The 18641-nt window shown below is 69.7% G+C and carries 13 protein-coding genes and 1 pseudogene; 10 read left to right on the top strand and 4 right to left on the bottom strand.

Translation table 11 applies throughout. The features are described 5' to 3' along the window. Positions 1-9: 9 nt before the first annotated feature. The gene (locus ACFU5K_RS05260; protein WP_384057064.1) at positions 10-2181 is read right to left on the bottom strand and encodes a RecQ family ATP-dependent DNA helicase; all 2172 of its coding nucleotides are present in this window, start codon (positions 2179-2181) and stop codon (positions 10-12) included. Between the two features lie 111 nt (positions 2182-2292). Here ACFU5K_RS05260 and ACFU5K_RS05255 point away from each other — a divergent pair, with 111 nt between their 5' ends. From ACFU5K_RS05255 to ACFU5K_RS05230, 6 genes are all read left to right on the top strand, one after another. Then, positions 2293-3720 carry a DUF4192 domain-containing protein gene (locus ACFU5K_RS05255; protein ID WP_384057061.1) on the top strand — a complete coding sequence of 476 codons (1428 nt, stop codon included), beginning with the start codon at positions 2293-2295 and terminating at the stop codon, positions 3718-3720. Positions 3721-3864: 144 nt separating this feature from the next. Beyond that, positions 3865-4629: an NUDIX domain-containing protein gene (locus ACFU5K_RS05250; RefSeq protein ID WP_384057058.1), complete on the top strand. Its 765-nt coding sequence runs from the start codon at positions 3865-3867 to the stop codon at positions 4627-4629. 163 nt (positions 4630-4792) lie between these two features. Beyond that, positions 4793-6553 carry an ATP-binding cassette domain-containing protein gene (locus ACFU5K_RS05245; protein ID WP_384057056.1) on the top strand — a complete coding sequence of 587 codons (1761 nt, stop codon included), beginning with the start codon at positions 4793-4795 and terminating at the stop codon, positions 6551-6553. Positions 6554-6732: 179 nt separating this feature from the next. Beyond that, positions 6733-7593 carry a FadR/GntR family transcriptional regulator gene (locus tag ACFU5K_RS05240; protein WP_384057234.1) on the top strand — a complete coding sequence of 287 codons (861 nt, stop codon included), beginning with the start codon at positions 6733-6735 and terminating at the stop codon, positions 7591-7593. 323 nt (positions 7594-7916) lie between these two features. Further along, positions 7917-9464, top strand: coding sequence for an RNA polymerase sigma factor (locus ACFU5K_RS05235; RefSeq protein WP_384057052.1), 1548 nt, complete (start codon positions 7917-7919; stop codon positions 9462-9464). Between the two features lie 132 nt (positions 9465-9596). Then, entirely contained in the window at positions 9597-10427 is an 831-nt protein-coding gene (locus ACFU5K_RS05230) for a S1 family peptidase (RefSeq protein ID WP_384057049.1), read from the top strand. Positions 10428-10536: 109 nt separating this feature from the next. Here the strand turns inward: ACFU5K_RS05230 and ACFU5K_RS05225 are convergent, their stop codons facing one another. Then, entirely contained in the window at positions 10537-10770 is a 234-nt protein-coding gene (locus tag ACFU5K_RS05225; protein WP_327113740.1) for a hypothetical protein, read from the bottom strand. A gap of 433 nt (positions 10771-11203) precedes the next feature. Here ACFU5K_RS05225 and ACFU5K_RS05220 point away from each other — a divergent pair, with 433 nt between their 5' ends. The 4 genes and pseudogenes from ACFU5K_RS05220 (at position 11204) to ACFU5K_RS05205 (ending at position 15951) form a co-directional block, all read left to right on the top strand. Continuing rightward, complete coding sequence (locus ACFU5K_RS05220) at positions 11204-13330, top strand: type IIA DNA topoisomerase subunit B (RefSeq protein ID WP_384057046.1); 2127 nt, start codon at positions 11204-11206, stop codon at positions 13328-13330. A gap of 177 nt (positions 13331-13507) precedes the next feature. Continuing rightward, positions 13508-13789 (top strand): annotated as a pseudogene (locus ACFU5K_RS05215) (response regulator transcription factor); the annotation flags it as partial. 96 nt (positions 13790-13885) lie between these two features. Continuing rightward, a complete protein-coding gene (locus ACFU5K_RS05210) occupies positions 13886-14362 on the top strand; it encodes a DUF485 domain-containing protein (RefSeq protein ID WP_384057043.1) in 477 nt (158 codons plus the stop codon). Further along, positions 14359-15951, top strand: a complete 1593-nt coding sequence (locus ACFU5K_RS05205) for a cation acetate symporter (RefSeq protein WP_384057040.1) — start codon at positions 14359-14361, stop codon at positions 15949-15951. Before ACFU5K_RS05210 ends, ACFU5K_RS05205 begins: the two co-directional genes overlap by 4 nt. Positions 15952-16119: 168 nt before the next feature. Here ACFU5K_RS05205 and ACFU5K_RS05200 read toward each other — a convergent pair whose 3' ends face one another. Both ACFU5K_RS05200 and ACFU5K_RS05195 read right to left on the bottom strand, forming a co-directional pair. Continuing rightward, on the bottom strand, positions 16120-16797 hold the full coding sequence (locus ACFU5K_RS05200) for a response regulator (RefSeq protein ID WP_384057037.1): 678 nt from the start codon (positions 16795-16797) through the stop codon (positions 16120-16122). Then, the gene (locus ACFU5K_RS05195; RefSeq protein ID WP_384057035.1) at positions 16794-18527 is read right to left on the bottom strand and encodes an ATP-binding protein; all 1734 of its coding nucleotides are present in this window, start codon (positions 18525-18527) and stop codon (positions 16794-16796) included. The genes ACFU5K_RS05200 and ACFU5K_RS05195 overlap by 4 nt, the downstream gene beginning before the upstream one ends. Positions 18528-18641: the final 114 nt, after the last annotated feature.

The raw sequence follows: 18641 nt of genomic DNA, 5'->3' as shown, positions 1-18641 counted from the left end.
GGCCATCCCTCAGGCCTGAACGGCAAGGACCAGCGGGAACACCCCCTCGGCCCCCGCTCGGCGGAGCAGCCGTCCCGCCACGGCCAGGGTCCACCCCGTGTCGGAGAGATCGTCGACGAGCAGAACGGGGCCTCCCGCAGATGCGAGGGCTTCCGCCAGCGCGGGCTCCACCAAGAGAGCCGCGTGCAGCGCCTTCACCCGCTGTGCGCTGTTGGTCTGAGAAATCCGGACGTCTTCGCTGCCCGGCGCGTAGGCGACGGTACCCAGCAGCGGCATCCGGCCGACCTCGGCGATGCGGCTGCCGAGGGACTGGACGAGCTTCGGCCTCCGTCGGGAGGCGACGGTCACGACGCCGACCGGCCGCTGGGCGGCGTCCGGCGCCCCGGAGGCCCAGCCGCCGGGCCCCTTCGCCCAGTCGGTGATGACCGTGACGACCGCGGCGGACACATCGTCGGGGACCGGGGCGTCCTGGGCCTGCGCCGCGAGCATCGGACGGAGCCGGTTGCCCCAGCCGATGTCCGACAGCCTGCCGAGCGCCCGTCCCGAAAAGGCCGTCTCCCCCGCCGGAATACGACCCTTGAGGTCGACTCCCACCGCCGCGAGCCCCGTGGGCCACATCTTGCGCGGCTCGACCTCCACACCCGGCCTGCCGAGTTCGCCGCGCGCACCGTCCAGGGCCGCTGTGGAGACCTTGTCGTCGAACCGGGCCCCTGCGCAGTTGTCGCAGCGTCCGCAGGCGGTGGCCTCCTCGTCGTCCAGCTGACGCCGCAGGAATTCCATGCGGCACCCCGTCCCCGACGCGTAGTCCCGCATAGCCTGCTGTTCGGCGGCACGCTGCCGCGCGACCCAGGCGTATCGCTCGGAATCGTAGGTCCACGGCTCGCCGGTGGAGATCCAGCCGCCCTTGACCCGCTTCACCGCCCCGTCCACGTCCAGGACCTTGAGCATCGTCTCCAGGCGGGTGCGCCGCAGGTCGACCAGGGGTTCAATGGCGGGCAGCGACAGCGGACGGCCTGCCTGGGCCAGGACATCGAGGGTCCGGCGGACCTGCTCCTCGGGGGGGAACGCGACGGAGGCGAAGTACTGCCAGATGGCTTCGTCCTCCTTGCCCGGGAGGAGCAGGACCTCGGCGTGCTCCACGCCGCGTCCGGCGCGTCCTACCTGTTGGTAGTAGGCGATGGGCGAGGACGGCGACCCGACGTGCACGACGAAGCCGAGGTCGGGTTTGTCGAAGCCCATACCGAGCGCCGATGTGGCCACCAGCGCCTTGACCCGGTTGGCCAGCAGATCGTCCTCGGCCTGCTGCCGGTCGGCGTTCTCGGTCCTGCCGGTGTAGGAGGTGACCGGGTGTCCGCACTGGCGGAGGTAGGCGGTGATCTCCTCGGCGGCGGCGACCGTCAGCGTGTAGATGATGCCGGAGCCGGGCAGTTCCCCGAGGTGATCGCCCAGCCAGGCCAGGCGGTGCGCGGCGTTCGGTAGTTCGAGCACACCGAGACTGAGGCTCTCCCTGTCCAATGGGCCGCGAAGCACCAGCGCATCCGTGCCCGCGCCGGTGCCGAGCTGCTCGGCGACGTCCGCGGTCACGCGTGCGTTGGCGGTGGCCGTCGTGGCGAGCACGGGAACCCCCGACGGCAGATCCGCGAGCATGGTCCGCAGCCGGCGGTAGTCCGGTCGGAAGTCGTGGCCCCAGTCGGAGATGCAGTGCGCTTCGTCGACGACCAGCAGCCCGGTGGCGGCGGCGAGCCGCGGCAGTACCTGGTCACGGAAGTCGGGATTGTTGAGCCGCTCGGGGCTGACCAGCAGCACGTCCACCTCGCCAGCGGCAACCTCGGCCTGGACCGTGTCCCACTCCTCGGTGTTCGAGGAGTTGATCGTGCGGGCGCTGATGCCTGCCCTGGCAGCAGCCGCCACCTGGTTGCGCATGAGCGCGAGCAGGGGGGAGACGATCACCGTAGGCCCGCTCCCCTGCGCGCGCAGCAAGGATGTCGCGACGAAGTAGACCGCGGACTTTCCCCATCCCGTGCGCTGGACGACCAGGGCTCTGCGCTTGTCGGCGACGAGGGCCTCGATGGCCCGCCACTGGTCCTCGCGCAGTCGCGCCGTGCCGGTTGCGTCCCCGACCAGGCGGGCGAGTACGGAATCGGCTGAGGCCCTGAGGTCTGCGCGGTCTTCGTTGGTCATGCCCCCATGCAACCCGATGCCTACGACAAAGCGCGAACGCTGATGCGACCCCTGTGGACAAAGTTATCCACAGGGGTCGCGGAAATCGGTGGCTCGCGGGACGGTCGTGGCATGAACAAGAGCCACGAATCCACCGGACCGTCCGACGTGCAGGAGATCACCCTGCGGAGTCCAGCGGAACTCGCCGACGCCCTGCCGTACCTGATGGGCTTCCATCCGAACGACAGCCTGGTCATGGTGGCCCTGCACGGCGGCCGTGGCCGCTTCGGAGGCCGACTGCGGCTGGGCATTCCGCACGATCCGCAGGAGTGGGCGCCAGTCGCCGCCCAGCTCGCGCAGAGCCTGATCGCGGGAAGTGAGAAGAGGGACTCCCGTCCGGATGCCATCGTCGTCTTCCTCTGCCAGGACCCGCCCGAGGGGGAGACCCCTCCCGAGACCGTGGAGCGACTGAGGCCGCTGGCGCAAAGCCTGCGCACGGCCTGCGGCGCGCTCGACGTTCCGGTGCTCGAGGCGCTGTGTATCTCGGACGGCCGCTACTGGTCCTACTGCTGTCCCGACGGCCGCTGCTGTCCCGCCGAAGGCAATCCCCTGGCGCTTCCGGGCACCACCGTCATGGCGGCGGCAGCCGCGTACGCCGGTATCCAGGTGCGCGGATCTCTGCGTGACATGGAAGCCGGGCTCACCCCGTGGCGGACGCCTGCGGCGGCTGAGCAGGAGCACGCGCTGGACGAGGCGGGGGCAGTGATGGTGGCCCGGATCCTCGATGCCGACGGCCGGAGGAAGGTGGCGGCGGAGACGCTGACGCTCGCGCGCCGACTGATGGACCGCCTGTGTGGAGCGCCGGCAGTGAGTCCCGGAAGCACCGACGACAGGGACGACCGTCTGATCGGTCCGGACGAGGCGGCAGCCGTGATCCTCGGCCTTCAGGACCGAGAGACGAGGGACAGGGCGGCCGAGTGGATGGAGGGCGGCGACGGCGCGGGCGCGCTGCGGCTGTGGAGGGCACTCGCACGTCGATGCGTCGGCCCGTACGTGGAGCACTCCGCGGCCCCGCTCGCGCTGGCGGGCTGGGTCTCCTGGTCCATGGGCGACGAGGCGGCCGCCAGGGTGGCCCTGGCCCTCGCACTGCGAGCCGACCCTGACTACACCTTCGCGCAGCTGCTTCATCAGGCGTGCAACCAGGGCCTGGATCCGGAGACACTTCGCCGGTGTCTGCGCGGCGAGCGCGAACTGCGCGACGGTGGCGAAGTGGACGACACCCCGGGACATGGCGACGTGCGAGTTCCCGCGCCCGGTCCGCGGCGCGGCCCGCAGCGCGTCGAGCCCCCGGCTGAGGGACGGAGGCCGGAATGCGGACCAGCTCCGAAGCAGGGGCGGAAGCCCGAGTGTGCCCCCGCCCGGAAGCAGGGGCGGACGAGGGGACTCGGGCGGCCGCCGGGCGCCGGCCCCGGGCGGGGCACGTCGGGAGGCCGACGCCCGGTCCGCGGCGCACAGAGGGGCGGCCGGTACGGCGCCGACAACGCAGGGAACGGCGGCTGAGGTGCCTTGCCCAGTGTGGCCGATGGCCTGCGGCGCCGAGCGGCGGCCGTCCCGGGCTGAGAGAGTGCGCAGCGCCTGCGTCGGACAACGAACCAACATCGCGAGGGGAGTGTTTATCGTCAGGAAGACGACTATGATTTCGGCATGCCGCCCTACGACCCGTCGACGTTCCCGCCCTTCGCCGTCACCGTCGATCTGGTTGTCCTCACGGTGCGCCGGCACGCCTTGTGCGCCCTGGTGGTCCGCCGTGGCGAATCGCCCTTCCAGGGCAGGTGGGCGCTGCCAGGCGGATTCGTCCGGACCGACGAGGATCTCGCGGCGGCGGCTGCCCGTGAGCTCGTCGAGGAGACCGGGCTCTGCGCCCACGATCCGGCCGCACCCGCTGTCGGTAACGGCGCTCATCTCGAGCAACTCGCGACCTACGGTGAGCCCGGGCGAGACCCCCGGATGCGGGTCGTCAGTGTCGCCCACCTCGCGCTCGCGCCGGATCTCCCCGCCCCACGTGCTGGCGGTGACGCGAACAGCGCGCGCTGGGCGCCCGTGGGCGACCTGCTCGGACCCGGAAGCGGCTTCGGACACGGCGACGAGCAGTCCACGCCGCTGGCCTTCGATCACGCGAGGATCCTCGGCGACGGTGTGGAGCGGGCGCGCTCCAAGATCGAGTACTCATCGCTCGCCACCGCATTCTGCCCGCCCGAGTTCACCGTGGGGGAGCTGCGAAGGGTGTACGAGGCCGTGTGGGGTGTGGTCCTGGATCCCCGCAACTTTCATCGGAAGGTCACCGGCACACCCGGCTTCCTGGTTCCGTCCGGAGGGACGACGACTCGACAGGGTGGTCGCCCCGCACAACTGTTCCGGGCAGGCGCAGCGACGGTGCTCAACCCTCCGATGCTGAGGCCGGAGGTCTGAAGGTGCCGGAGGTCTGAAGGTGCCGGAGTCCGGCGCGGGCGCCGAGCGGGCCGCGCGGAACGCCCACGGGAACATCGGTGCACCAAAAGTCTTAAATGTCGCGTTATCTTGCTGGAGTACCCCACCCTGCCGCCGAGCGGTCTCACCCTCAGCGAGAGAAGCGATGCTCCAGGCCATCGGACTCACCAGCGCCCCCCGCCGCGACAATCCCCCCGTCGTGGACGACCTGACCTTCCAAGCCCCGCCCGGCCGCGTCACCGCATTGCTCGGCGCCCCTGGGTCCGGTAAGTCCACCGCCCTCCGTCTGATGCTCGAACTCCAGGCGGGGCGGGGTGTCACCTACTTCAGAGGCCGGCCGCTGCATCGCATCGGTCATCCCGCCCGCGAGGTCGGGGTGCTGCTCGGAGACGTACCGGGCCATCCCGTGCGCACGGCACGCGGGCAGCTCCGCATGCTCTGCGCCGCCGCCGGCGTACCCGCCTCCCGTGCCGACGAACTGCTGGAGGTGGTAGGACTCGCGGGCCTGGGGGACCAGCGCATCGGCACGCTGTCGGCAGGCATGGACCGGCGGCTCGGCCTTGCCTCGGCGCTGCTCGGCGACCCCCACACCCTTGTGCTCGACGAGCCGTCCAAGGGTCTCTCGCCACGCGAGAGGAGCTGGCTGCATGGACTGCTGCGCGCGCACGCGGCCGAAGGCGGCACGGTGCTGTACACGACGAGCGACCCCAAGGAGGCCGCCCGCGCCGCCGATCGCGTGGTCACCATTGACGGCGGCCGACTTGTCGCGGACCAGGACGTCGCGGATTTCTCCCGCACCCGTCTCCGTCCACGCGTTGCCGTGCGCACCCCGCACGCGGCCCGGCTGGCAGCTGCGATGAACCGGGAGGCGCGCGCATCCCGGCGCTCGGTCGAGGTCGTCGCGGAGGGCGGCAGCCGACTGTCGGTGTACGGCAGCAGCTGTGCGGAGGTCGGGGACGCGGCGTACCGGCACGGCGTCCCGGTGCATCAACTCGCCGACGAGACAGGCGACGCTGGGCCCGTCGCCGTCCCGGGGCAGGGGCGGCCCGGCGGCGCGCCGAGGATCGTCCCCCCTGGGCCGGCCTCTTCGGTGGCGATCTCGGAGCTGCCTCCTCCGATCCCGGTGCGGCCGGCGCGTGGCCCGCTCCGGCCGCTGCGCTACGAACTGCGCCGCCTCTTCGGCGTCAGGACCACCGTCATGACCATGGTGGCCGCACTGGTGGTCTCGGCTGGTGCCTCCGTGATGCTGGCCCGGTCCGGCAGGACACCCCTCCCCGATCTGCTGGTTGCCTGGCCGTCCTTGCTCCCCCTGCCCCCTGCCGCTTTCGCCGCGGGGCTGCTGGGCGCACTCTCCTTCGGCGACGAGTTCCGCTACCCGGCGCTCGCCGCCGGCCGTGGGACCGTGCCGCGTCGTCTCGGTCTCCTGGTGGCCAAGCTGGTGGTCTCGGCGGGGGTCGCCCTCCTGCTCGCCCTGCTCTCGGTGCTGGCCGACGCGGAAGCCCTGCATCTCGTATACGGCGGCGACTTGGTATCCGTACCGGCGAACGCTCCGCGAATGGCGGTGAGTTGGGCAGGCCTGTCGATCGGCTGCGCCTGGGCCGGCCTGCTGGCCGCCGGTGTCTTCAGGCTCACGGGGGCAGGGGTCGCCGCGGTTCTGGCGGTACCGGTGCTCGTCGTTCCGCTGGTGCAGAAGCTTCTCGCGGGAGCGTCCGCGCGTTCGATCGCGGGACTGCCGGGCCGGCTGCGCGAACTGGCCTGGCTGCAGTGGCCCTACGAAGTGGACCGGTGGGTCATGGCGGCCGTGAGGGTCGTGGCGCAGCCCGTGGGGCTGGCGCTCTCACTCTCGCTGTCGGCTCTGATCTGCGCCTATGTGTTCACCAGCCTGCGCGGGAAGGCTCGTTGGTGAGTGTCGTTCGGTGACCGGCGACCACTCCGCCGCAACTCCCCTGAAATACTTGATTTCCGCCGATATCGCGTCAATTGAGAGGCGACTGCCGATCACCCTTTCGTGTGCTTTTCAGCAAAGACCTCAAGGGGCGGCTGAGCCGCGCCGACAAAAGATGCGTGAGTACCCTTGCGCACACCATGATGACCGCCGCCCGCTCCGTCGACTCCGGCCTCGCCGGCCCGGGTGAAATCGACCGTTACCCGTTCACGGAGGTGCCACCCGGCGAACGCGCCGCCCTGCGTTCCTGGGGCGGAGCCGATTCGGAGCTGGGACGGGTGGGCCGACGCGGTACGGCCAGCCGCGGCCGTGGGCTGCACGGTCAATTGGTCCAGCAGCTCGGCCAGATGATCGTTTCGGGTGACCTCGGAGCCGACAGGCCCCTTGTCCCGGAGGAGATCGGGCAGCGTTTCGAGGTCTCCCGCACCGTGGTCAGGGAATCCCTGCGCGTGCTCGAGGCCAAGGGGCTGGTGAGTGCCCGGCCCAACGTGGGCACGCGGGTCCGGCCGGTGAGCGACTGGAACCTGCTGGATCCGGACATCATCGAGTGGCGTGCATTCGGGCCGCAGCGCGATGATCAGCGTCGTGAACTGGAGGACCTCCGGTGGACCATCGAGCCGCTTGCCGCCAGGCTGGCGGCCGGTCACGGCCGTGAGGACATTCAGCAGCGCCTTGGCGACATGATCGAGATCATGGGTCACGCGATGGGGCAGGGCGACGCCATCACCTTCTCCAGGGCGGACGCGGAGTTCCATGCGCTGCTCATCCAGGCGGCCGGTAATCGCATGCTCGAACACCTTTCCGGCATCGTGTCGGCCGCGCTGCATGTTTCCGGTGGGCCCGTCACGGGTTGTGACCGGCCGGCGGAGTCGTCGCTCGGCCATCACGCGCGCATCGCCGAGGCCCTGGCATCGGGTGACGGTGTCGGCGCGGAGACCGCGATGCGGCAACTGCTGGTCGGGCACCAGGAGCGAGTGGTTCCCGCACCCCGCGAGCACTGAACCACCAGGGCGGGGGTATGAGGTCCCTGTGCCGCCGCGTCGCTGCGGCTCGGCGGCACAGTTATACGGAGATATGACCTCTGGTTCCGTTTGTCGCGAATGAGGTGTGACTGGGGCCACGCGAATTGGGCGTAACACTCCTCGAAACAGTGCGATGACCTAAGAGGTGACCGCCGCGGAAGGAATACAGCAGCCACGTAGTGCGCTGTGCAGTTCTGAGGCCAAGCCCGCGCCGTCGGCGACATCCCCAGCCGCCGGTCGTCGGTTCCAGCCCTCTCCAGGGCCGGGCCGGAAGCCGTTTCCATCGTTCCGAGAGGTTGTTCGTGTCGGCCAGCACATCCCGTACGCTCCCGCCGGAGATCGCCGAGTCCGAATCTGTGATGGCGCTCATCGAGCGGGGAAAGGCTGATGGGCAGATTGCCGGCGACGACGTGCGTCGGGCCTTCGAGGCTGACCAGATTCCGCCAACCCAGTGGAAGAATGTTCTGCGCAGCCTCAACCAGATCCTCGAGGAAGAGGGTGTGACGCTGATGGTCAGTGCCGCGGAGTCGCCTAAGCGCGCCCGCAAGAGCGTCGCAGCGAAGAGCCCGGTCAAGCGCACCGCCGCCAAGACAGTCGCCGCCAAGACGACCGTGACGCGGACCGTCGCGGCGTCCACCGCCCCGGCGGCCGAGGGCGCGGACGTCGCAGCCGACGACGCTGCCGTTGCCGCTCCTGCGAAGAAGACCGCAGCCAAGAAGACGGTTGCCAAGAAGACCGCAACGAAGAAGACCGCTGCGAAGAAGACCGCCGCGAGGAAGTCCGGCAAGCAGGACGACGAACTGCTCGACGGTGACGACGCGGCCGAGGAAGTCAAGACCGGTAAGGGCGAGGAGGAGGAGAGCGAGGGCGAGAACAAGGGCTTCGTCCTCTCCGACGACGACGAGGACGACGCGCCCGCGCAGCAGGTCGCCGTCGCCGGCGCCACGGCCGACCCGGTCAAGGACTACCTGAAGCAGATCGGAAAGGTCCCCCTCCTCAACGCCGAGCAGGAGGTCGAGCTCGCCAAGCGCATCGAGGCCGGCTTGTTCGCCGAGGACAAGCTCGCCAACTCCGACAAGCTCGCACCGAAGCTCAAGCGCGAGCTGGAGATCATCGCCGAGGACGGCCGCCGCGCCAAGAACCACCTGCTGGAGGCCAACCTCCGTCTCGTGGTCTCGCTGGCCAAGCGCTACACGGGCCGCGGCATGCTCTTCCTGGACCTGATCCAGGAGGGCAACCTCGGTCTGATCCGCGCGGTGGAGAAGTTCGACTACACCAAGGGCTACAAGTTCTCCACGTACGCCACGTGGTGGATCCGTCAGGCGATCACCCGAGCCATGGCCGACCAGGCCCGCACCATCCGTATCCCGGTGCACATGGTCGAGGTCATCAACAAGCTCGCGCGCGTGCAGCGCCAGATGCTCCAGGACCTGGGCCGTGAGCCCACGCCGGAGGAGCTGGCCAAGGAGCTCGACATGACTCCTGAGAAGGTCATCGAGGTCCAGAAGTACGGTCGTGAGCCGATCTCCCTCCACACTCCGCTGGGTGAGGACGGGGACAGCGAGTTCGGTGACCTGATCGAGGACTCCGAGGCCGTCGTGCCGGCCGACGCGGTGAGCTTCACGCTGCTCCAGGAGCAGCTGCACTCCGTGCTCGACACGCTGTCCGAGCGTGAGGCGGGCGTCGTCTCGATGCGCTTCGGTCTCACGGACGGCCAGCCGAAGACGCTGGACGAGATCGGCAAGGTCTACGGGGTGACGCGCGAGCGCATCCGGCAGATCGAGTCGAAGACGATGTCGAAGCTTCGCCACCCGTCGCGTTCGCAGGTGCTGCGCGACTACCTCGACTAGACCGGGTCGGGCAAGGACAAGGGCCGGGGCCCGGAACCAGAGGTTCCGGGCCCCGGCCCTTGTCCGCGTGCGGCCCGCACCCGTGGGGATGACGCTGAGTGGGCACTGCTCACCTCGGCGTAAGGAGCCCTCATGTCCCGCGTCCTCGTCCGTGTCCTGCCCGCGGCCTGCATCCTGGCGACAGCTGCCGCCGTCATACCGCTCGGCGCCCCGCACACCGCGGTGGCCGACAGCATCATCATCGGCGGCAGGCCTGCGGCCGTCGCGGACAGTCCGTGGGTGGTGGCTCTGTCGAGCCGTGACCGCTTCGGAGGAACCCGCGCGGGTCAGTTCTGCGGAGGAGTGGCGATCGCCCCCACGAAGGTGCTGACCGCGGCCCACTGCCTGAGGCAGGACGTCCTTGGGGCGGCCGTCCCGGAGGTCCGCGATCTGCGGATCATCGCAGGGCGGGAGGAACTGGGCGGCCCGGGTGGTCAGGAGATCCCGGTGCGATCCGCATGGGCCAATCCGGCCTACGACCCCCGTACGAACGCCGGCGACCTGGCGGTGGTGACCCTGGCCAGTGCCCTCCCGTCGAGCAGTGTCATCCCGCTGGCCCGAGCGGGCAGCGCTGCGTACGAGCCGGGTACGGCGGCCAAGGTGTACGGCTGGGGGGACATGACCGGTTACGGCATTTACGCCACCAGGTTGCGTGCCGCCTCGGTGCAGGTGCTGCCGGACAGTGACTGCGCCCGCGCCTACCCGGGCGGCACAAGGGGTGCGTACGACGCCTCATCGATGCTCTGCGCCGGTGACGCCGCCGGGGGGCGGGATGCGTGCCAGGGAGACAGCGGAGGCCCGCTGGTGGCCCGTGGGCGCCTTGTCGGGCTCGTTTCGTGGGGCAGCGGCTGCGGGAGCCAGGGAAGCCCCGGGGTGTACACGCGCATCTCGGCGGCGATCCAGTGGATGGCAGCCCGCAGCTGACCTCCGGACCGCGTCGCGGCGGAACATGAGAACGGGCGGCCTCCCTGCCGGGAGACCGCCCGTCGGCCGGTCCTGGACCGGGCCCTTGGCTCGTCGTGGATGCGAGGTGTCAGTGTTGTTCCTCGTCGGCGGAACTGGCCTGCACGGCAGTGAGCCGGTCCGTCTCATCCTGTATTTCCGCGGCGATCTTCTTGAGTTCCGGCTCGAACTTGCGACCATGGTGGGCGCAGAAGAGCAGTTCACCGCCGCTGATCAGGACGACGCGCAGATATGCCTGGGCGCCGCAACGGTCACAGCGGTCTGCTGCGGTCAGCGGGCTCGCGGGGGTCAGAACAGTAGTCACGTCGCCTCTTCTCTAGCTCGACGAGCTGTCGTACCAGGGTCAACATCCAACCAGGCCGAAAACGTTCCCGCTCGTGGCATTTCTTCGAAACTTCTTCTCAGGATGGCTGTCTGTTGCCGGTTGGCGGCGAATGTGCCGTATTGCGTAGCGCTACGGTTTCGCGTTGCTTGTGTGGGCCGGTCCCCCCGGCTGGCTTGCCGGTTGTTCATGAGGACGTGCCCGGAGCCTAAATGGTTCATGCCTCGAAGGGAACGTGATGTGCGCGTCACTCCGACGAGTGATCGAACGTCTATGCGAAGCTGGACTAGCATAAGGATTCCCCGTGGGTGGCGTTACAACCGCTCTACCAGGCCTCGGTAGGCTCTCAGCGGCCACCGAGGCCGAACCCGATCCCCACCGGGCCCCAAATGAAATTCAGCGAGGAGCGAACCGCGTGACCGCCGATTCCGTGCCGTCCACTGCGCTGCTGACCGGAGCAGGCGGCGCAGACAGGGACAGCTCCAACTACACCGCGCGGCACCTTCTCGTTCTCGAAGGGCTCGAAGCGGTTCGTAAGCGCCCCGGAATGTACATCGGGTCCACGGACAGCCGCGGACTCATGCACTGCCTCTGGGAGATCATCGACAACTCGGTCGACGAGGCTCTGGGCGGCTACTGCGACTCCATCGAAGTCATCCTCCACGACGACTCCTCCGTCGAGGTCCGCGACAACGGCCGCGGTATCCCGGTGGACGTCGAACCCAAGACCGGCCTCTCCGGCATCGAGGTCGTCATGACCAAGCTGCACGCCGGCGGCAAGTTCGGCGGTGGATCGTACGCGGCGTCGGGCGGCCTGCACGGCGTGGGCGCGTCCGTCGTGAACGCGCTCTCCGCCCGGCTGGACGTCGAGGTCGACCGCAACAGTTCGACGCACGCCATCAGTTTCCGGCGCGGTGTCCCGGGCATGTTCACCGAGCAGGGTCCTGACAGCCCCTTCGACCCCGCCAACGGCCTCCGCAAGGCGAAGCGGGTCCCGAAGACGCGTACCGGTACCCGTGTGCGGTACTGGGCCGACCGCCAGATCTTCCTCAAGGACGCCAAGCTCAACCTGGACACGCTGTACCAGCGGGCACGGCAGACGGCCTTCCTCGTGCCCGGCCTCACCATCGTCGTACGCGACGAGCGGGGTATCGACGGAGAGGGGAAGACGGAGGAGACCTTCCGCTTCGACGGCGGGATCAGCGAGTTCTGCGAGTACCTCGCCCAGGACAAGGCCGTCTGCGACGTGCAGCGACTGAGCGGGACGGGGACTTTCAAGGAGACCGTGCCGGTGCTCGACGACCGGGGGCACATGACGGCGACGGAGGTCACCCGTGAGCTGGCCGTGGACATCGCCCTCCGCTGGGGCACCGGCTACGAGACCAACGTCAAGTCCTTCGTCAACATCATCGCCACCCCCAAGGGCGGCACCCACGTGACCGGATTCGAGCGCTCGCTGACGCGGACCGTCAACGAGGCTCTGCGCTCCGCCAAGCTGCTGCGCGTCGCCGAGGACGACGTCGTCAAGGACGACGCCCTCGAAGGTCTCACAGCGGTCGTCACCGTGCGGCTCGCGGAGCCGCAGTTCGAAGGCCAGACCAAGGAGGTGCTGGGCACTTCCGCGGCCAACCGCATCGTGGCCAACGTGGTCGCCAAGGAGCTCAAGGCCTTCCTGACGTCCACGAAGAGGGATGCCAAGGCTCAGGCCAGGGCCGTCCTGGACAAGGCCGTGGCCGCGGCCCGCACACGCATCGCCGCCCGCCAGCACAAGGACGCCCAGCGCCGCAAGACGGCGCTCGAGTCCTCGTCGCTGCCGGCGAAGCTCGCCGACTGCCGCAGTGACGACGTGGAGCGCAGTGAGCTCTTCATCGTCGAGGGCGACTCGGCGCTCGGCACCGCGAAGCTGGCCCGCAACAGCGAGTTCCAGGCCCTGCTGCCCATCCGCGGAAAGATCCTCAACGTCCAGAAGTCGTCGGTCTCGGACATGCTGAAGAACGCCGAGTGCGGCGCCATCATCCAGGTCATAGGAGCCGGCTCCGGCCGCACGTTCGACATCGACGCCGCGCGCTACGGCAAGGTCATCATGATGACGGACGCCGACGTCGACGGTTCGCACATCCGCACCCTGCTGCTCACGCTCTTCCAGCGCTACATGCGGCCCATGGTCGAGGCGGGGAGGGTCTTCGCGGCCGTGCCGCCGCTGCACCGGATCGAGCTCGTCCAGCCCAAGAAGGGGCAGGACAAGTACATCTACACGTACTCCGACAACGAGCTCCGGCAGACGCTGCTGGAGCTGCAGCGGAAGAACGTGCGGATCAAGGAATCGATCCAGCGGTACAAGGGCCTCGGCGAGATGGACGCGGACCAGCTGGCGGAGACGACGATGGACCCGCGCCACCGCACCCTGCGGCGCATCAACATCGGGGATCTGGAATCGTCCGAGCAGGTCTTCGACCTTCTGATGGGCAACGAGGTCGCGCCCCGCAAGGAGTTCATCACCAGCTCGGCGGCCACACTGGACCGTTCGCGCATCGACGTCTGACAGTCCACCCGTGGGTGGAGACGGTTTCTCCACCCACGGTCAACCCCTGAGCCGATCCCGTGATCCCCGCGCCTCCGTAGCGTCGAAGACGACACATCTTCACGTCCCCCGCTCCTGTCACTGGCGGCGCTGCCGCCGGCCCGCAGCGGCGTACTGGTCCTGCGGGCCAGGGGCCTGCGCGGGCTGGAGCGGGTCACCGCCCAGGCGGTCGAGCCGGTTTCACCGGCCCCGTCCGAACTGCCCGACGGGGTCACGCCGCGTGAGGCCGAGGTGCTGATCCTCATCGCGGACGGATTCTCCAACGCGGAGATCGCCCGCATCCTCCACATCTCCAGGGCGACGGTGAAGACGCACATCATCAACCTCTTCGCCAGGACGGGGGCGCGCGACAGGACGGGGGCCGTGCGCTATGCCTACGGCACGGGGATCGCACGCCCGCCTGGGACTTCCGTCACCTGAAAAGGTGAAGCACAGCGAATGATGTGCCCGGGATCTTCCCGATCTGCCCATTCTTGGCTACGCGACCGAAAAGGCTCGTGGACAAGGGAGTTGTCGGTGGAGAAGGAAGCAGGGCCGGACGCCGCAGGACTGCGGCTCGACGACCCGTGGTATGAGGCGCCGGCCGCCGGGTGGGGCGAGCCGGACGGCACGGGAGGCGGGCCGGCCGGGGACGGCTGGTCCCGTGCGGGAGCACAGCAGGAGTACAGCGCGGCCGAGATCTATCTGGAGGTGCAGAACAGTCCGGCCTTCCGCGAAGTGCGCCGGCGGTACAGGCGGTTCGTGATCCCTGCGGCTGCCGCGTTCCTGCTCTGGTATCTCGCCTATGTCATCGCGGCCACCACGGCCCACGACCTGATGGCGAGCCCCGTGGCCGGGGCACTCAACGTCGCGATGGTGGCAGGGCTGGGCCAGTTCCTCACGACCTTCCTCCTCACCTGGGCGTACGCCCGTCACGCGCGGCTGCACCGCGACCGGGCCGCGCTGGAACTGCGCTGGGAGACCCAGGAGATGACAAGAGGGATCGGCCGGTGAGCGGGAACCACCAGACGCTGGCGCTGCTGCTGTTCAGCGTGTTCATCGCCGTGACGCTCGGCATCACGACCTGGGTGAGCCGGAACCGGCAGGGCTCCGCCGAGGAGTTCTACGCCGGGGGCCGGCTGTTCTCGCCCATGGAGAACGGATTCGCCATTGCCGGGGACTACATGTCCGCCGCGTCCTTCCTCGGGATCTCGGGGCTGATCGCGCTCTTCGGCTACGACGGCATGCTCTACTCGGTCGGCTTCCTCGTGGCCTGGCTGGTCGTCCTGCTCCTGGTCGCCGAACTCGTGCGCAACTGCGGGCGTTTCACACTCGCGGACGTGGTCGCCGCGCGTATGGCGGAGCGCCCCGTGCGGACGGCGGTGGGGACCTCGTCCGTCACCGTTTCGGTGCTGTACCTCGTGGCGCAGATGGTGGGTGCGGGGAGCCTCGTCGCGCTGCTGCTCGGTGGTTCCAGTGACACCGCGCGGTCGTGGACGGTGGTCGGGGTCGGAGCACTCATGGTGATCTACGTGTCCCTCGGCGGGATGCGTGCCACCACCTGGATCCAGATCGTGAAGGCCGTTCTGCTCATGACCGGCGCCGTCGCGCTCACCGTCCTCGTCCTCGTGCACTTCCGCGGAGACTTCAACGCCCTTCTCAACGCCGCCGCCGATCGCAGCGGCCATGGCAAGGACTTCCTCGCACCGGGACTCAGGTACGGCGGCAGCTGGACCGCGCGCTTCGACTTCATCAGCCTCGGCCTGGCACTGGTCCTCGGAACGGCCGGCCTGCCGCACATCCTGTCGCGCTTCTACACCGTGCCGACCGCTCGTGCGGCCCGTCGCTCCGTCGTCTGGTCCATCGGTCTGATCGGCAGCTTCTACCTGATGACCATCGTCCTCGGCTTCGGAGCGGCCGCGCTCGTGGGTTCGGCCGACGTGCGTGCGTCCAACGCCTCCGGGAACACGGCTGTTCCGCTCCTGGCGCTCGTTCTCGGTGGCGGTGAGGGCTCAACGGGAGGCACGGTGCTCTTCGCCGTCGTGGCCGCCATCGCCTTCGCCACGATCCTCGCCGTCGTCGCCGGCATCACCCTTGCCTCCTCCGCCTCCGTCGCTCATGATCTCTATGCCTCCTTCCGGCGACCGGGTGCCAAGCAGCGCAGCGAGGTCGGTGTGGCGAGGGTGGCGGCGGCCGGCGTCGGAGTGGTGGCCATCGCGCTGGGTCTGCTCGCGCAGAATCTGAACGTCGCCTTCCTCGTGGGGCTGGCTTTCGCAGTCGCGGCCTCCGCCAACCTCCCGGCGCTGCTCTACTCGCTGTTCTGGCGGAACTTCACCACGCGGGGAGCGGTCTGGGCGGTGTACGGCGGACTGATCCCGGCGATCCTCCTCGTCCTGCTCTCGCCGGTCGTCTCCGGGGGGCCGGCCTCGCTCTTCCCCGGCGTGGACTTCGCGTTCTTCCCGCTTGAGAACCCTGGACTGGTGTCCATCCCGGCCGGATTCCTGGCGGGCTGGATCGGCACGGTCACCTCCCCCGAGCCGCCGGACAGGGCGAAGCACGCCGAGACGGAGGTCCGGGCGCTCACCGGAGCGGGGGCAGCGTAGCCCCGGCTGTCGGCGGGTCACACGGGGGGATGTGGCAGGGGCCAGGGTCGGCGGAGCCCCACGCGCCGGGTCCGCGAGCGCACCGTGGACCCGGCGCCCCTCTTGTGGGGGCCGGGTCGCCCGCCCTTACCGGGGCAGGCGTATGTCAGCGGCCCGTGGCGGCGGATGTCAGGAGTCCGTGGCCCAGGTGTATCGATGTTCGGGGCGGCCCGTCTCGCCGTACTTCAGGGACAGCCGCACCCTGCCGGTGCGTTCCAGCAGCTTCAGGTAGCGCTGGGCCGTCTGCCTGCTCATGCCGGCGCTTTCCGCGATCTCCTGGGCGGAGAGCGGCCCGCCGGCCGAGCGAAGGGACTGACGGACCAGGTCCGCGGTCGTCGGCGAATGTCCCTTCGGCAGCCCTGGTTCGCCCGCGGCCCACAGAGCGCCGAACAGACGGTCCACCTCCGTCTGCTCGGCCTCGCCACCGCTCTCGAAGGTGCGGCGCAGCGCCGCGTACGCCTCGAGTTTGGTGCGGAGGCCGGAGTACGCGAACGGTTTCACCAGATACTGAAGGGCACCGTGGCGCATCGCGGCCTGGACGGTGGCGACGTCGCGGGCCGCGGTCACCATGATCACGTCGGCGTGTTGCCCCAGTTCACGCAGCTCCCGCACCACGGCCAGACCGTTGCGGTCCGGCAGGTAGTGGTCGAGCAGGATCAGGTCGACCGGCATCTCCCCGACCCGGGCGAGAGCCTCGGTCGCGGAATGCGCCACGGCGGCCACATGGAAGCCGGGCACCTTGGCGGCGTAGGCCGCGTTGATACGGGCTACGCGTACGTCGTCATCCACGACGAGGACCTCGATCACAGGGCTTCTCCAGGCTTCGCGGACGGTGCGTGAGCCGGCGGGCCGCCCGGGCCGGGGCCAACGGGACGGCAGGGCTCGCTCGGCGGGTCCGGCCCGGCTTGCGGTCCAGGCGGCGTTTCGCGCAGCGCTTCGGGGAGGACGACCGTGAACACCGCCCCGCCCTCGTCCGTGCCCGTCACGGAGACACTGCCGCCCTGCCGCTCCGCGAGCCGGCGTACGAGCGGCAGTCCTAGGCCGCGCTTGCCATGGGCCGGAAGCTCCTTGGTCGACCAGCCCTCGGTGAAGATGAACTCGTGGTCGCCGGCAGGCACGCCCGGCCCGCTGTCGTGCACCCGCAGTATCACGGTGCGGCTCTCGACCCGCAGTCCGACCTCGATCCGGGCGTCGGCGGACCCCGCGGCCGCGTCCAGCGCGTTGTCCACGAGGTTGCCGAGAACAGTGACCAGGCCCCGCGGATCCACCAGCCGGTCCGGGAGCAGCGACCCGGGCGCCATCCGCAGGGCGACACCGCGCTCCGCGGCCACGGTCGCCTTGCCGACCAGGAGCGACGCCAGCAGAGAGTCGTGCACCTTCTCGGTGACCTGCTCCGCCGTCGCCCGGTGGACGCCGACGACTTCGGTGACGAACTCCATCGCGTCCTCGTGCATCTCCAGTTCCAGGAGCCCCAGAAGAGTGTGCAGACGGTTCGCGTGCTCGTGGTCCTGAGCGCGGAGCGCGTCGATCAGACCGCGGGTGGAGTCGAGTTCACGCCCCAGGTACTCCAGCTCCGTACGGTCGCGCAGGGTGGCGACGGCTCCGCCGTCGTCGGTCGGCATCCGGTTGGCGAGGAGCACACGGCTGCCGCGTACGGTCACCAGGTCGTCGCCGACGACCCGCCCTGCCAGCACGTCGGCGGTCCGGCCCTCGCCCAGGGCCTCTTCGAGCGGCTTGCCCGCGGCGCCGGGGCCGAGGCCGAGCAGACGCTGTGCTTCGTCGTTCAGGAGCCTGATGTGCCCGGTGCGGTCCAGCGCGACGACACCCTCACGGATGTTGTGCAGCATGGCCTCGCGTTCCGTCAGCAGCGCAGAGATGTCGGAGAACGCCAGATCGTGGGTCTGCCGCTGGAGGCGCCGGGAGATCAGAAAGGCGGCCAGGGCGCCCACGGCCAGTGCCCCGCCGGCGTAGGCGAGCAGGCCTGGGATCACGGCGAGCAGCCGAGCGCGGACACTGTCGTACGCGATGCCGACCGAGACGGCTCCGATGACGCGGTCCGAGCCGTCGCGCAACGGCACCTTGCCGCGCGCCGAGCGGCCGAGTGTGCCGCTGTCGATCTCCATCACCGAGCTGCCGGCGAGCGCGGTGCTGGGATCGGTCGAGACGACACCGCCGATGCGGGAGGCGTCGGTGTGGGACCAGCGCACCCCTCGCACGTCCATGATCACGACGTATTCGGCGCCGGTCGACCGCCTGATCCGTTCCGCCGCGGCCTGGACGGGTCCGTCCTGGCTCGCTTCCGTGGTGAGGAGGGAGTAGGCGATCTGCGGTTGCGCCGCCGTAGTCTGAGCGATGGCCAGGGCGCGACGCATGGCCTGGTCGTCGAGCTCGGCGCTGAGGGGTGCCAGGAAGAGTCCGGTGGCGAGGACCGTAACGCCGGTGATGACGGCCAGCTGCATCACGAGGACCTGCGAGAAGACCCGTCTCGGCCGGCCGAACCGGCGCGGTCCCCGCGGGGTGGTCGGTGCGGCGCTCATCGCACGAACGGTAGATGCCGACGGGCCCATCCTGAAATCTGCACGCCTCATCCTGTCGCGGCGACGGCTGATCGTCGATGGCCGGACGGGGGTCCTCGGTGGCTGATGGCCGGT

It is taken from the genome of Streptomyces sp. NPDC057428 (genome assembly GCF_042803195.1).
Lineage (GTDB): Bacteria > Actinomycetota > Actinomycetes > Streptomycetales > Streptomycetaceae > Streptomyces.
This window is presented reverse-complemented; position numbering and strand designations above follow the sequence as displayed.

Bases quoted from the DNA above. Each gene is read 5' to 3' on its own strand.
- ACFU5K_RS05230 (WP_384057049.1), top strand. From the start codon at position 9,597: ATGTCCCGCGTCCTCGTCCGTGTCCTGCCCGCGGCCTGCATCCTGGCG.
- ACFU5K_RS05195 (WP_384057035.1), bottom strand. From the start codon at position 18,527: ATGAGCGCCGCACCGACCACCCCGCGGGGACCGCGCCGGTTCGGCCGG.
- ACFU5K_RS05245 (WP_384057056.1), top strand. From the start codon at position 4,793: ATGCTCCAGGCCATCGGACTCACCAGCGCCCCCCGCCGCGACAATCCC.
- ACFU5K_RS05255 (WP_384057061.1), top strand. From the start codon at position 2,293: ATGAACAAGAGCCACGAATCCACCGGACCGTCCGACGTGCAGGAGATC.
- ACFU5K_RS05260 (WP_384057064.1), bottom strand. From the start codon at position 2,181: ATGACCAACGAAGACCGCGCAGACCTCAGGGCCTCAGCCGATTCCGTA.
- ACFU5K_RS05240 (WP_384057234.1), top strand. From the start codon at position 6,733: ATGATGACCGCCGCCCGCTCCGTCGACTCCGGCCTCGCCGGCCCGGGT.
- ACFU5K_RS05250 (WP_384057058.1), top strand. From the start codon at position 3,865: ATGCCGCCCTACGACCCGTCGACGTTCCCGCCCTTCGCCGTCACCGTC.